The 13,066-nt window shown below is 72.4% G+C and carries 14 protein-coding genes; 1 reads left to right on the plus strand and 13 read right to left on the minus strand.

The window, feature by feature from the left end; translation table 11 throughout:
- Nucleotides 1-603, minus strand: a 603-nt coding sequence (locus tag JCO01S_RS10535; RefSeq protein ID WP_157074572.1) for an FAD-binding protein, incomplete at its 3' end; no start/stop codon positions are given.
- Between the two features lie 16 nt (nt 604-619).
- A complete protein-coding gene (locus JCO01S_RS10540; protein WP_068255037.1) occupies nt 620-1,333 on the minus strand; it encodes a succinate dehydrogenase cytochrome b subunit in 714 nt (237 codons plus the stop codon).
- 130 nt (nt 1,334-1,463) lie between these two features.
- Here JCO01S_RS10540 and JCO01S_RS10545 point away from each other — a divergent pair, with 130 nt between their 5' ends.
- Nucleotides 1,464-2,141, plus strand: coding sequence for a spermine/spermidine synthase domain-containing protein (locus tag JCO01S_RS10545; protein ID WP_068255040.1), 678 nt, complete (start codon nt 1,464-1,466; stop codon nt 2,139-2,141).
- 188 nt (nt 2,142-2,329) lie between these two features.
- Here the strand turns inward: JCO01S_RS10545 and hemL are convergent, their stop codons facing one another.
- The 11 genes from hemL to JCO01S_RS15435 all read right to left on the minus strand — a co-directional run bounded on the left by hemL (nt 2,330) and on the right by JCO01S_RS15435 (nt 12,967).
- A complete protein-coding gene (hemL, locus tag JCO01S_RS10550) occupies nt 2,330-3,658 on the minus strand; it encodes a glutamate-1-semialdehyde 2,1-aminomutase (protein WP_068255043.1) in 1,329 nt (442 codons plus the stop codon).
- A 14-nt stretch (nt 3,659-3,672) separates the two neighbouring features.
- On the minus strand, nt 3,673-4,170 hold the full coding sequence (locus JCO01S_RS10555) for a MarR family winged helix-turn-helix transcriptional regulator (protein ID WP_068255046.1): 498 nt from the start codon (nt 4,168-4,170) through the stop codon (nt 3,673-3,675).
- Nucleotides 4,167-5,183: a porphobilinogen synthase gene (gene hemB / locus JCO01S_RS10560; RefSeq protein ID WP_084342830.1), complete on the minus strand. Its 1,017-nt coding sequence runs from the start codon at nt 5,181-5,183 to the stop codon at nt 4,167-4,169. Before hemB ends, JCO01S_RS10555 begins: the two co-directional genes overlap by 4 nt.
- A complete protein-coding gene (locus tag JCO01S_RS10565; protein WP_068255055.1) occupies nt 5,180-6,829 on the minus strand; it encodes a bifunctional uroporphyrinogen-III C-methyltransferase/uroporphyrinogen-III synthase in 1,650 nt (549 codons plus the stop codon). The genes hemB and JCO01S_RS10565 overlap by 4 nt, the downstream gene beginning before the upstream one ends.
- Nucleotides 6,826-7,785, minus strand: a complete 960-nt coding sequence (gene hemC / locus JCO01S_RS10570) for a hydroxymethylbilane synthase (protein ID WP_068255058.1) — start codon at nt 7,783-7,785, stop codon at nt 6,826-6,828. Before hemC ends, JCO01S_RS10565 begins: the two co-directional genes overlap by 4 nt.
- The gene (locus tag JCO01S_RS10575) at nt 7,782-9,056 is read right to left on the minus strand and encodes a glutamyl-tRNA reductase (RefSeq protein ID WP_068255064.1); all 1,275 of its coding nucleotides are present in this window, start codon (nt 9,054-9,056) and stop codon (nt 7,782-7,784) included. Before JCO01S_RS10575 ends, hemC begins: the two co-directional genes overlap by 4 nt.
- A gap of 2 nt (nt 9,057-9,058) precedes the next feature.
- Complete coding sequence (locus JCO01S_RS10580) at nt 9,059-9,733, minus strand: redox-sensing transcriptional repressor Rex (RefSeq protein ID WP_068255067.1); 675 nt, start codon at nt 9,731-9,733, stop codon at nt 9,059-9,061.
- A gap of 138 nt (nt 9,734-9,871) precedes the next feature.
- Nucleotides 9,872-10,129 (minus strand): glutaredoxin family protein, encoded by a 258-nt coding sequence (locus tag JCO01S_RS10585; RefSeq protein WP_245634406.1) that lies wholly within the window; start codon nt 10,127-10,129, stop codon nt 9,872-9,874.
- Between the two features lie 9 nt (nt 10,130-10,138).
- Nucleotides 10,139-11,599, minus strand: coding sequence for a lysophospholipid acyltransferase family protein (locus JCO01S_RS10590; protein WP_068255070.1), 1,461 nt, complete (start codon nt 11,597-11,599; stop codon nt 10,139-10,141).
- Complete coding sequence (locus tag JCO01S_RS10595) at nt 11,599-12,651, minus strand: NAD-dependent epimerase/dehydratase family protein (protein ID WP_084342833.1); 1,053 nt, start codon at nt 12,649-12,651, stop codon at nt 11,599-11,601. The genes JCO01S_RS10590 and JCO01S_RS10595 overlap by 1 nt, the downstream gene beginning before the upstream one ends.
- 217 nt (nt 12,652-12,868) lie before the next feature.
- On the minus strand, nt 12,869-12,967 hold the full coding sequence (locus JCO01S_RS15435; protein ID WP_003792170.1) for a 30S ribosomal protein bS22: 99 nt from the start codon (nt 12,965-12,967) through the stop codon (nt 12,869-12,871).
- Between the last annotated feature and the right edge of the window lie 99 nt (nt 12,968-13,066).

The raw sequence follows: 13,066 nt of genomic DNA on the forward strand, positions 1-13,066 counted from the left end.
GCGGGTGTAGGGATCGACGGTCCCGGCGGCGACCTGCCGCTCCAGCGCCTGGTAGGCGCCGATGAGCAGCTGCTGACCGGTCTGGCCGCGGGCGTAGAAGGTGCGCGAGACCTGGACGCCACCGAAGGAGCGGTTGTCCAGCAGACCGCCGTACTCCCGGGCGAAGGGGACACCCTGGGCCACGCACTGGTCGATGATGTTCGCGCTGACCTCGGCGAGGCGGTAGGTGTTGGTCTCGCGGGAGCGGTAGTCCCCGCCCTTCTCGGTGTCGTAGAAGAGGCGGTAGGTCGAGTCCCCGTCCTCCTTGTAGTTCTTCGCGGCGTTGATACCGCCCTGCGCGGCGATCGAGTGCGCGCGGCGCGGGGAGTCCTGGTAGCAGAAGGACTTCACGTGGTAGCCGGCCTCGCCGAGCGTGGCCGCGGCCGCGCCACCGGCCAGACCGGTGCCGACGACGATGACCGAGAGCTTGCGACGGTTGGTCGGCTGGACCAGACCCGCGCTGAACTGGCGCTTCGTCCACATCTCGGCCACCGGACCCTCGGGTGCCTTGGTGTCCGCGATCGGGTCGCCCTCGGAGTAGTAGTCCCTGAGCGTGTCATTCATGTCGTGGTGCTCCTGGTCAGACGAGGTTGAAGAGGATCGCGAACGGCGGGATGAGGAAGCCCACCACGATGACCACCCCGACGACCGCGCCGAGGGCCCGGGCGCGGCTGCGCGCGACGGCGCTGCTGGTCAGTCCCATGGTCTGGGCGGCGCTGAAGACGCCGTGGTAGAGGTGCATCCCCACCGCGATCATCGCGGCCGCATAGATGAGGACCATCCACCAGAGCTCGAAGCTCGACTGGACCATGACGAAGGGGGACGCCTCGACCTCACCCGAGCTCACCGAGCTGTTGATGGCCGGCTTGACGAAGGTGAAGTGGATGAGGTGCCAGATCACGAACAGGAAGATGGCCACGCCGCCCCAGCGCATCGTGCGCGAGGCCAGCGTGGAGCCGATGTTCTTCTTCACCGAGTAGCGCTGCGGGCGGGCGGCTCCGGCCCGGGCCCACAGGGTGACGGCCGCGTACACGTGCCCGATGATCGAGGCGATCAGCACGATCCGCACGATCCAGAGCATCCCGCCGTAGGGCAGCATCGGCTCACCGATGGTGCGCAGGTGATGGGCGTAGGTGTCGAAGGTCTCCTTGCCGCCGAGGGCCATCAGGTTGCCGTACATGTGCAGCAGCAGATACAGGAGGAAGATGACGCCGGTCACCGCCATCAGGATCTTCAGCCCGATGGAGGTCGACGCCACCCCCTTCTTCTTCGCGGGGAGGGTCGTAGTAGCCACGGGGCAAAACTACCCCCTCGTGAGGAGGCGCGACGGACCGACCCCCGGTCAAGCCCTGTGAGCTGGGCCCGATTACCGTGGCGTAATAGACAACATACACGTAGCAGAATTGGGAAGGAGACCCGGGCGCATGGAGCAGCCACCCACGACTCTCGTGAGCGCCGAGACCCCCCGGGGTGAGGTCGCCCTGCGCGAGCGGACCGACGAGGCCGGCGAGATCGTCCACGAGCTGGTCGTGGCGGGCGTCTTCGCGATGGACTCCGTGGACACCACGACCGAGACGGCCCTGGCCCGGCGGGCGCTGGCCGTCGTGGACTCCCCCGGCTCGGTCCTCGTGGGCGGCCTCGGCCTCGGCTACACCACCCTGGAGGTCCTCAAGGACAAGCGCGTCGGCCACGTCGACGTCGTCGAGCTGGAGGAGGACCTCGTCCAGTGGGCGCGCCTCGCCCTCGCCCCGACGATGGGCCTGGTCGCCCGCCACCCCCGCGCCACCGTGCGGGCCGGCGACGTCGCCGAGCTCCTCGGCCGGGAGGGCGACCGCTCCTGGGACCTGGTCCTGCTCGACGTCGACAACGGCCCCGGCTTCCTCGTCCACGAGGAGAACCGGGCCCTCTACTCCCGCGACTCCCTCGCGGCCGCCCTGGGCCACGTCTCCCCCGGCGGCGCCTTCGCCATCTGGGCCGCCCAGCGCGAACCCGCACTCCTGACCACCCTCACCGACCTGGCCCCGACCGAGGAGATCCCCCTCGAGGTCGAGCGCGACGGGCACCGACTCGAGTACGCGCTCTACGTCGCCCGCCCTCGGTGACGGTCGACGCCGCCCGGGGCGGCTGCTCCGAGCCCCCGTGCCGTCGCCGGACGAGGTGAGCGGCGCCGGCTGACGGGGCGCCCCGGCCTGGGCCGACGTCCCTTCGTCGGTGACGTGCGTCAGGTTGTCGCGTCGGACCTCGGCTTTATTCGGGCCGGGACCACCCCATCAACCGTCACCCCGGGTCGTCAGGCCGCGGCGGCGCGGGCGGCGGCGGGGAGGGCGTCCAGGACGGTGCCGATCGCGTCCTGGTCGAGGGCGTCGGAGACGAACCAGACCTCGAAGGCGCTCGGGGGCAGGTGCACACCCTGCTCGAGCATCGAGTGGAAGAAACGTGCGTGGGCGGCGGTGTCCTGGGTGCCGGCGTCGGCGAAGTCGCGCACCGGCCCCTCGCGGAAGAAGACCGAGAACATCGACCCGGCCCACTGGATCGTGTGGGGGACGCTCGCCTCGGTGAGGGCCGCGGAGGCGGCCTCGGCGATCGTCGTGGCGGCCTGCTCGAGCCGGGGGTAGAGGTCCTCGGTGCAGCCGCGCAGGGTCGCCAGACCCGCGGCGGTGGCGACGGGGTTCCCGGAGAGAGTGCCCGCCTGGTAGACGGGGCCCTCCGGGGCGAGGTGGGCCATGATCTCGGCGCTGCCGCCGAAAGCCGCGGCAGGGAAGCCGCCGCCCATGACCTTGCCGAAGGTGAAGAGGTCCGGCGGGCCGTCGGGGTAGCCGCCGGGGGCGTCCCCCTTCGCGCCGGTCTCCAGGCCGTACCACCCGGAACGGCTGGCGCGGAAGCCGGTCATCACCTCGTCACTGATGAGGAGCGCGCCGTGCTGCCGGGTGATCCGACGCAGGGCGGAGGTGAAGCCGGGCTCCGGCGGGACGACGCCCATGTTGCCGGGAGAGGCCTCGGTGATGACGGCCGCGATCTCCCCGCCCCGCTCCGCGAAGGCGGCCTCGAGGGCAGCGACGTCGTTGTAGGGCAGCACGAGGGTCTCGCCGGCGGCGGAGGCGGGCACGCCGGAGGAGTCGGGCAGGGCGAAGGTCGCGACGCCCGAGCCGGCCTGCGCCAGCAGTGCGTCGACGTGGCCGTGGTAGCAGCCGGCGAACTTCACGACGACCGAGCGGCCGGTCACGCCGCGGGCCAGGCGAAGGGCGGACATCGTCGCCTCGGTGCCGGAGGAGACGAGGCGCACCTGCTCGAGGGGCTCGACGCGGCGGACGATCTCCTCGGCGAGAGCGACCTCGTTCTCGCTGGCGGTGCCGAAGGAGAAGCCCTGCTGCGCGGCACCGGTCACGGCCGCGAGCACGTCGGGGTGGGCGTGCCCGAGGATCATCGGGCCCCAGGAGCTGATCAGGTCGACGTAGCGGTTGCCGTCGACGTCGGTCAGCCAGGCGCCGCTCGCGTGGTCGATGACGCGCGGGGTGCCGCCGACACCGCCGAAGGCGCGCACCGGGGAGTTCACCCCACCGGGGGTCACCGCGAGGGCTCGGTCGAAGAGGGCCTGCGAGCGGGGGGTCGAGAGCGTCATGCTCCCAGTCTGGCTCACGCGTCGTCGGTGGCCCGAATCTCCCTGCCGATCTCGTGGTGGTCGGGGTAGATCCGGTCCCGGAGCACGGCCATGGCCTCCCCCAGCGCGGCGAACTGCTCCGGGGTGAGGGCATCGACGAGGTGGCGACGCACGGAGGCGACGTGGATGCGGGCGAGTCGGTCCAGCTCGTGGCGGCCGGCGTCGGTCAGCGAGATCTCGACCCCGCGGCCGTCGTCGCCGGAGCGGCAGCGCTCGACCCAGCCCCGCTTCTCCAGCCGGGTCGCGGTGTGGGTGACCCGGGAGCGGGACTGGATGATCAGGTCGGCGAGCCGGGACATGCGCATCCGCTGCCCCGGCGCCTCGGAGAGCATGGAGAGCAGCTCGTACTCGGTCAGCTGCACATTGCTCGGGGCGAGGTCCTCGACGAGGGCTCGCTCGAGCAAGCGGGAGCCGCGCAGGTAGGCCCGCCAGTGGTCCTGCTGCTGCTCGTCCAGCCACTCCTCGCCGCTCACAGTCGCTCCGCGGTCTCGAGGGCGAAGTAAGTCAGGACGAACTGGGCGCCGGCTCGCTTGATGTGCAGCAGCGACTCGAGCACGGCGGCGTCCCGGTCGATCCAGCCCCGGTCGGCCGAGGCGACGATCTGGGCGTACTCGCCGGAGATCTGGTAGGCGGCCACGGGGACGGTGGAGGTCTCGGCCACGGTGGCGAGGACGTCCAGGTGCGGCTGGGCCGGCTTGACCATGACGATGTCCGCGCCCTCGGCGAGGTCCAGCTCGAGCTCGCGGAGCGACTCGGTGCCGTTGGCCGGGTCCTGCTGGTAGGTCGCGCGGTCGCCCGTGAGCGAGGACTGCACCGCCTCGCGGAAGGGGCCGTAGAGGGCGGAGGTGTACTTCGCGGTGTAGGCGAGCACGAGGGTGTCGGTGTGGCCTGCGGCGTCGAGGGCGGCGCGCACGTGGGCGACCTGCCCGTCCATCATCCCGGAGAGGCCCAGCACGTGGGAGCCGGCGACGGCCTGGGCCAGGGCCATCGAGGCGTAGCGATCCAGGGTCGCGTCGTTGTCGACGACGGTGCGCCCCTCGGGGTCGGTGCCGAGCACCCCGCAGTGCCCGTGGTCGGTGAATTCGTCCAGGCACAGGTCGGTCATGACGACGAGGTCCTCACCGACGGCGTCGACGACGGCGCGGGTGGCGACGTTGAGGATGCCCTCCGGGTCGTCCGCGCCGGAGCCTCGGGCGTCCTTGGTCAGCGGCACCCCGAAGAGCATGATCCCGCCGATCCCCGCCGCCACGCACTCGCGGGCGGTCGCCACGAGCGAGTCGATGGTGTGCTGGCGCACCCCGGGCAGGCTGGAGATGTCCACCGGCTCGGTGATGCCCTCGCGGACGAAGACCGGCAGCACGAGGTCGGCCGGGTGCAGCCTCGTCTGCGCCACCAGCCGCCGCACCGGCCGGCTGGAGCGCAGCCGCCGCGGGCGCACCACGGGCACCGTCGAAGGGGGCGTGCCCGCCCCTCCCACCGGGCTCACCCCTTCGCCTTGCGACGACGGGTCGCGGTCTTGCCCTTCTTGCGGCGGGCGCTGGGTCGCTGCGGTTGCTCACCGGCTTCCAGTGCCGTGGCCGCGAGCTCGCGGCCGTGGTCGGCGAGGGCCTCGACGAGGCTGGCGCCGGTGGCCTCCGGTGCCATGACGTCGACGTGCAGCCCCGCCTCCTCGGCGGTCTTGACCGTCGCGGGACCGATGCAGGCGATGACCGTCGTCGGGTGCGGCTTGCCGGCGATGCCGACGAGGTTGCGCACCGTCGAGGAGGAGGTGAAGACGACCGCGTCGAAGGCGCCCTGCTTGATCGCGTCGCGCACCGGTGCCGGGGGCGGCGTGGCGCGCACGGTCCGGTACGCCGTGACGTCGTCGACCTGCCAGCCCATCTCCTGCAGGCCGGCCACGAGGGTGTCGGTCGCGATGTCCGCGCGGGGCAGGAAGACCCGGTCGATCGGGTCGAGCACGTCGTCATAGGGCGGCCAGGCCTCGAGCAGTCCGCGGGCGGACATCTCGCCGTCGGGGACGAGGTCGGGCTCGAGGCCCCAGGCGCGCAGCGCATCGGCGGTGACCCCGCCGACGGCCGCGATCTTCAGCCCGGAGAAGGCTCGGGCGTCCAGCCCGAACTCCTCGAACTTCTCCCGGACCGCCTTGACGGCGTTGACGGAGGTGAAGCCGATCCACTGGTAGCGACCGGTGACCAGCCCGCGCACCGCCCGGTCGACCGCCTGCGGCGTGCGCGGCGGCTCGACGCTGATCGTGGGGACGACCTCGCTCGTGGCGCCGTGGCCGAGCAGCGCCTTGGTCATCGGGCCGGCCTGGTCCTTCGTCCGCGGGACGAGCACGTTCCAGCCGTAGAGCGGCTTGGTCTCGAACCAGGACATGCTCGAGCGAAGGGAGACCGTCTTGCCGACGACCACGACGAGCGGGCTCTCGGCGCCCGCGACGTGCTCGGCCGCCTCACCGAGGGTCTTCTCCGCGGTGACCTGCTTGGTCGTCGTGCCCGAGCTGGTGATCGAGACGGCGGTCTCGGGCGAGGCGCCGGCGTCGAGCAGCTCGCCGATGGTCCGGGCGAGGTCCTCGGGCTGGCCGAGCAGGACGAGCGTGGTGTCGGTGGAGGTCGCGGCCGAGACGTCCGGACGCTTCTCGCCCGAGACGTGGACCACGTGCAGCGCGCTGGTGCCCTGCGCGGTGAGCGGCACGCCGGCGTAGCTCGGCACGGCGCTCACGGCGGAGACGCCGGGCACGACGTCGAACTCGATGTTCGCCTTGGTCAGGGCCTTGGCCTCCTCCGCGAGCCCGTTGAAGGTCGCGGGGTCGCCGTCCATGAGACGCACGACGAGGCCGCCCTTGTGGGCCTTCGCGGTCTTGACGACCAGCTTGGCCCTGGAGGCGTGGGTGAGGCGCTGCCCGTGCTCGCCGTGGCCGGCGTCGACGATCTCGGCGCCCTCGCGGGCCGTCGCCGTGACGATGGCCGGGTCGGTGCTCTGGTCGGTGATGACGGCATCGGCCGAGCCGAGGAGCTCGACGGCGGCGACGGTCAGCAGGGCGGCGTCGCCCGGGCCGGCGCCGACGAAGGCGACATGGGCCGGCCGGCGGGCGGCAGCGGACGTGGGTGCGGTCGGGCGCTTGGGGGTCACAGGGCTTGCTCCGAAGCGGTCGTGGGGTGGGCGTTGGGTAGATCGGCGAGCTCGGCTGCACCGTCGTCGAGGAGGAGTCGGGCCAGGCGATGGCCCAGCTCCTCGGCCGCATCGATGGGGCCGGTGACGGAGCGTCGCAGGGCACCGGAGCCGTCCTCGGCGGCGACGACCGCGCGAAGGGAGAGCTGCGGCCCGTCGACGTCCTCGACGACCTCGGCGAGCGCCCCGACTGGGGCGTGGCATCCCGCCTCGAGCTCCGCGAGGACCCCCCGCTCGGCGGTGACGGCCGAGCGGGTGTCCTCGTGGTCCAGGGCGCGAAGGGCGGCGAGCACGCGCTCGTTCCCCTCGCAGCACTCGACGGCCAGCGCTCCCTGCCCGGGGGCGGGGAGCAGCTGGATCGGGTCGAGGTATTCGGTGACCCGCTCCTGCAGGCCGGCCCGGGTGAGTCCGGCGGCGGCCAGGACCACGGCGTCGAGCTGGTCCTCCCCCGGCCCGACCATGTCCAGGCGGGTGCCGAGGTTGCCGCGGATGTCACGGAAGGTCAGGCCGAGCCCGAGCGCGCCGAGCTGGGAGCGGCGTCGCGGGGACCCCGTGCCGACGACGGCGTCGGCACCGAGCTCACCGAGGGTGAGCCCGTCGCGGGCGCACAGCGCATCGCGCGAGTCGGCCCGCTCGGGGATGGCGGCGACGACGAGGCCCGGCGCGGGCGCGGTCGGCAGGTCCTTCAGCGAGTGCACGGCCAGGTCGATCTCGCCGGCGAGGAGGGCATCGCGCAGGGCGGTGGCGAAGACCCCGGTGCCGCCGAGACTGGCGAGCGAGGCGCGGTTGGTGTCGCCCTCGGTGACGATGTCGACCAGCTCGACCTCGTGGCCGGCCGCGCGCAGCGCGTCGGCCACGTGACCGGACTGGGTGCGGGCGAGGACCGAGCGGCGGGTCCCCAGACGAAGGGTGGTCACAGGGCACCTCCTTCGGAGTGCAGGTCGAAGAGCTGGCGCAGGGCGTCCTCGTACTCGCCGAGGCGGCCGTCGACGGCCAGCTCCTTGGCCCGGACGGTGGGCTGGTGGAGCAACTTGTCCACGACCCGGTGAACCGCCCGGTCCACCTCGTGGCGGTGGGCATCGGACATGTCGGGGGTGCGCTGGTGCAGCCGCTCCAGCTCGCTCTCGAGGACCTGCTGGGCTGCTCGGCGCAGGGCGCGCACGGTGGGGGCGGCGCTGCTCGCGGCCCGCTCCCCCAGGTGCTTGGTCACGGCCTCGGCGACGATGCCGCGGGCGGCATCGACCTCGGGCGGCTCGCCGTCGCTGCCGAGCGTCTCGCCCAGGTCGTCCAGCCCGAGACGGGCGACGCCGGTGAGGCCTGCGACCTCGTGGGCGATGTCGTGCGGCAGCGCCAGGTCGAGGTACACCTGTGGGCGGCCGCCCCGGTCCACCTGGGCGTCGGCGGCCTCGGCCAGGCCGACGACCCGCGTCACGGCTCCGGTGCAGGAGATGACGACATCGGCCTCGGCGAGCGCGCTGGCCAGCTCGTCGCGGTGCCGGGCGCTCCCGCCCAGCCGCTCGGCCAGGGCGAGCCCGCGCTCATGGGTGCGGTTGACGACGGTGAGTCGTCCGACGCCGCGGCGCGCCGCGGTGGTGGCCGCGAGCGCGCTCATCGATCCGGCACCGATGACGAGGACGTGCGCGCCGGAGATCCCCTCCAGGTGGGTCTGCGCGGCGTCCAGCCCGGCGCCGACGAGGGAGCGGGAGACCTCGTCGATGGCGGTCTCGCTGTGGACGCGCTTGCCGGTGCGCAGCGCCTGCTGGATCAGCGCGTTGAGATGGGACCCGACGTGGCCGCCCGCCTGGGCGCGGGCGAGGGAGGCGCGCAGCTGACCGAGGATCTGGGACTCCCCCACCGCCATCGAGTCCAGGCCGGCGGCGACGTTGAAGACGTGCGCGACCGCCGCCTCGCCGAAGTTCAGGTCGAGGTGGTTCTTCAGGTCCTCGCGGGTGATGCCCGTCGCGGACGTGAGCGCGTCGGTCAGGTCGGCGACGGCACCGTGGAAGGCGCTGACCTCGGCGTAGATCTCGGTGCGGTTGCACGTCGAGACGACCACGTGCTCGGCGATGTCCGGGCTCGCGTCGGCGGTGCGCTCGAGCTCCTCGAGGCGCTCGTCGTCCAGCGCCGCGCGCTCCAGCACGGACATCGGTGCGCGCCGGTGGTTGATGCCGAAGGACAGGATGCTCATGGTCAGGCCCCCTCGAGGAGCTCGTCGGGAAGCGTGCCCGCACGCTGTTGCTCGTGGAAGGCGAGGATCTGCAGCTCGGTGGACAGGTCCACCTTGCGGGTGAGGACGTGCTCGGGCACCTGCACGTGTGCAGCCGCGAAGTTCAGGATCGAGCTCACTCCCGCATCGACGAGTCGGTCGGCGACCTCCTGGGCGGAGTCCGCCGGGGTGGCGATGACCCCGATGCAGGCCTCGCCGGGGGTGACGAGGGCCTCCAGGGCCGTCATCGGCTGGATGATCAGGTTGTCCGCGCGGCCACCGACCACGCGCGGGTCCCGGTCGAGCAGCGCCACGACCTTGAAGCCCTTCGTGGCGAACCCGCCATAGGAGGCCAACGCGCGTCCCAGGTTGCCCATTCCCACGATGACCACCGGCCAGTCGTGGGTCAGTCCGAGGGCGCGGGAGATCTGGTAGGCGAGGTGGGTGACGTCGTAGCCGACCCCGCGCACACCGTAGGACCCGAGGTGGCTGAGGTCCTTGCGCAGCTTCGCGGAGCTGACACCGGCGGCCGTGGCCAGCTCCTCGGAGCTGACCGAGCGGATGTCCTTGCTGGAGAACTCCCCCAGGGCCCGCAGGTATCCGGGGAGCCGCGCGACCGTCGCATCGGGGATGTCCCGCTTGACGTGCTCCACAGACACGGCTGGCTCCGGCTCCTCTCCCGACCCGGTGCACTTGGCCCGGACCGAACTTCCCCGAGATTACGCGCTCGTGAACAAATGCACAAAGTCGCGCCAGCTCGTGGGACGGCCACTGCCGGGGTCGTCCCCGGTGCCTGCTCAGGCGCGCGGGCGCAGCGCGGCGCGCAAGCGCCCTTCGTCCACCCGCCAGTAGTCGTGCTGCGCGCCGTCGACGAAGGTGACCGGGATCTCCTCGGTGTACCGGGCGTAGGCCGGGTCGTCGGCCAGGTGCACCTCGGCGAAGTCGTCCCCCGTCTCGGCGACGACCGCCCGGATCGTCTCGCGGGCGACGTCACACAGGTGGCAGCCGGGTTTGCCGATCATCACGACCCGGGCGCTGGGGAGCGGGACCTGCACGGCGACCTCCTAGAAGAAGACGGAGCGGCGCGTGACGAGGATCGAGTACAGCGTCTGCTGGATCGTCTCGCGCACCTGGTCGGTGAACTCGAAGAGCAGCATCGGGTCCTCGGCAGCCGCCGGGCCGAGGGAGGCGGTGTCGATCGGCGGGCCGAACTCGATGATCCACTTGCTCGGCAGCGGGACCAGCCCGAGCGGGCCGAGGAGCGGGAAGAAGGGGGTGATCGGCGCGTAGGGCGCCCCGACGAGCCGCGCGAGGGTCTTCATGTTGCCGATCATCGGGTAGACCTCCTCGGCGCCGACGACCGAGCACGGGATGATCGGCACCTCGGCGCGGATCGCGGTCGAGACGAAGCCGCCGCGCCCGAAGCGCTGCAGCTTGTACCGCTCCCGGAAGGGCTTGCCGACGCCCTTGAAGCCCTCGGGCCAGACCCCGACGAGCTCGCCCTCGCGCAACAGCCGGTTGGCGTCCGCGTTGGCCGCGAGGGTGCTGCCGGTCTTGCGGGCGATGTCGCCGACGACCGGGAGCTGGAAGACCAGGTCGGCGCCCAGCATCCGCAGGAAGCGCCCCTTCGGGTGCGCGTCGTGCAGTGCCAGCTGGGTCATCACGGAGTCGATGGCGACCGTGCCCGAGTGGTTGGAGACGACGAGCGCGCCGCCCTCGTCGGGGATGTTCTCGATCCCCCGGACCTCGATCCGGAACCACTTCTCCTTGAGCAGCCGCAGCACCGGGAAGACGGTGTGGGTGGTGAAGTCCTTGTCGAAGCCGAAGTTGTCGACGACGTACTCACCGGTGACCCGGCGCTGGAGGAACTGCAACGCCTCGGCGAAACGCTCCTCCCACTCGTCGCCCGCGGCCGCGCCGGCGGCCTGACCGAGGGTCCGGGAGGCCAGCTGCCCCGCGGAGAGCAGCACCGAGAGCATCTCGGCGAGCCCGGGGACGATCGCCTGGCCGGCGGTCGGCGTCGCGGCCTTCGTCGACGCCTCGCTCGCCGCGGCCGGCTGCGTCGGCGGCTGCTTCGACGTGGACTTCCTGGGGGGCGGCTTCCTGGTGGACTTCTTCGCCGGTGCGGCCTTCGTGGGGGGCGCGCCGTCGACGTCGGGCACGACCCGCAGGGCCGGGCCGCGGCCCCCCTTCGAGCGGGCGGTCCGGGTGCCGGCAGCGGCCCCGGCGGAGGCGTCGGTCAGCAGCGGGGTGCTGCGGCGGCGGGCACGCTCGCCACCGGCACGCTCGGCCGCGGCCGCCACCGAGCTGCCGGACGCCCGGCGGGAGCGCGACGCGGCGCCGCCGGCACTCGTGGCCTTCTTCGCCGCGGTGGCCTTCTTCGGGGTGGTGGTCTTCTTCGAGGTGGCCCCGCTGCCGGCCTTCGTCGCGGCGCTCTTCGTGGGCGTGGTCCTCTTCGCCGTGGTCTTGCTCGTGGCGCCCTTCGCGGGAGCGCGGGACCCGGACCGGCTGCTGCTCTCGGCCATCACTTCTCGCTCTCGGGGTTGGGTACGACCGCACGCATGGCCGCCTCGGCCGCCTGCACCGCCGACCACCCGGGACGCGCGAAGGGCAGGCGGTCCATGATCCGGTGCCGGCTGGATCGGGCGAAGTCCTCGTAGGCCGCGCGGGTGGAGTACGTCGGCTCGAAGCCCAGGTCCTCACGCATCCGGGTGGTGTCCAGACCGCGGCCGAAGGTCAGCATGCCCAGCTGGTCGGAACCGATGTCGATGAGGCCGAAGCGCTTGGCGAGGTTCGCCAGCGGCTCGGTGGTCATGCGGGGCACGAGGACGTAGGGCCGGCCGGCGAGGTTGGCCGCCTGGCTGACGGTGATGATCCCGTCGCCGGCGACGTTGACCGGGCCGAGGCCGGGCCCGTGGACGGCCCTGACCATGGCGGCGGCGAAGTCCTCCTCGTGCACGAACTGCAGCCGGGCGTCGTAGCCCAGCGGGATGGGGATCACCGGGAGGCTGAAGTGGTCGGTGAGCGCCGTGCGGACCCGCGGGCCGATGACGTTGGCGAAGCGCAGCGTCGTGATCGCCATGTCGGGGCGGCGGCGCGAGAGGCCCCGGACGTAGCCCTCGACCTCGACGCTGTCCCGGGCCCACCCGGACGCCGGCATCTTCTTCGCCGACATGTCCTCGGTGAACATCGCCGGGTCGCGCGGGCTCGAGCCGTAGACCCCGGAGGTGGACTTCACGACGAGCTTGCGCACCGACTCGGCCCGCTGGCAGGCGGCGAGCAGCTGCATCGTTCCGATGACGTTGACGTCCTTCTGCGCAGTTCGGCCCCCTCCGGCGCGCGGGGTGGCGATGACCCCCGCGTGCACGACGGTGTCGACCTGCTGTCCGGTGAGGATCCGCGCGATGAGCGGGCTGCGGATGTCGGCGCGCATGAACTCCGCGCGACCGATCCCGTGCCGCGGCGGCACGACGTCGACACCGATGATGCGCCCGACCGACTCATCGCGGCTCAGGCGTCGCGCGAATGCCCCGCCCAGGTGACGGGACACGCCCACGACGAGCACGGTCTCGGGCACCGCGGACACCTCCTGGGTTCTGGTCGTGGCTCCGGGCCGAAGCCTACCGACCGCAGTCCACCACGAACGGGCGCTTCAGGTGCGGTTGCGACCACGAGACGGTCATCACGCGCGCCCCCGGGTCCCTGAGGTGACCAGACCCGCCAGGGCGGAGCCTCGACGGGAGCCGACGACGAAGGGGGACACGACCGGGCCGGTCGTGTCCCCCTTCGCGAGGTCACTTCTTGTTGCGACGCTGGTGGCGCGTCTTGCGCAGCAGCTTGCGGTGCTTCTTCTTGGCCATCCGCTTGCGGCGCTTCTTGATGACAGAACCCATGCATCTTCCTTCGCTCGAGTGTGGATCGCGGTGGTTGCCGCGGCGCCGGCCCTCAGGGGCGCCGACCCACCGGATGCGCAACCGGCGTCAGAGTCTAAC

The organism is Janibacter corallicola NBRC 107790, from assembly GCF_001570965.1.
Taxonomy (GTDB): Bacteria; Actinomycetota; Actinomycetes; order Actinomycetales; family Dermatophilaceae; genus Janibacter; species Janibacter corallicola.

What these genes read in the sequence shown, in the direction of transcription:
- hemL (WP_068255043.1), bottom strand. Translation starts at nt 3,658, where the DNA reads ATGACGCTCTCGACCCCCCGCTCGCAGGCCCTCTTCGACCGAGCCCTC.
- JCO01S_RS10590 (WP_068255070.1), bottom strand. Translation starts at nt 11,599, where the DNA reads ATGGCCGAGAGCAGCAGCCGGTCCGGGTCCCGCGCTCCCGCGAAGGGC.
- JCO01S_RS10575 (WP_068255064.1), bottom strand. Translation starts at nt 9,056, where the DNA reads ATGAGCATCCTGTCCTTCGGCATCAACCACCGGCGCGCACCGATGTCC.
- JCO01S_RS15435 (WP_003792170.1), bottom strand. Translation starts at nt 12,967, where the DNA reads ATGGGTTCTGTCATCAAGAAGCGCCGCAAGCGGATGGCCAAGAAGAAG.
- JCO01S_RS10545 (WP_068255040.1), top strand. Translation starts at nt 1,464, where the DNA reads ATGGAGCAGCCACCCACGACTCTCGTGAGCGCCGAGACCCCCCGGGGT.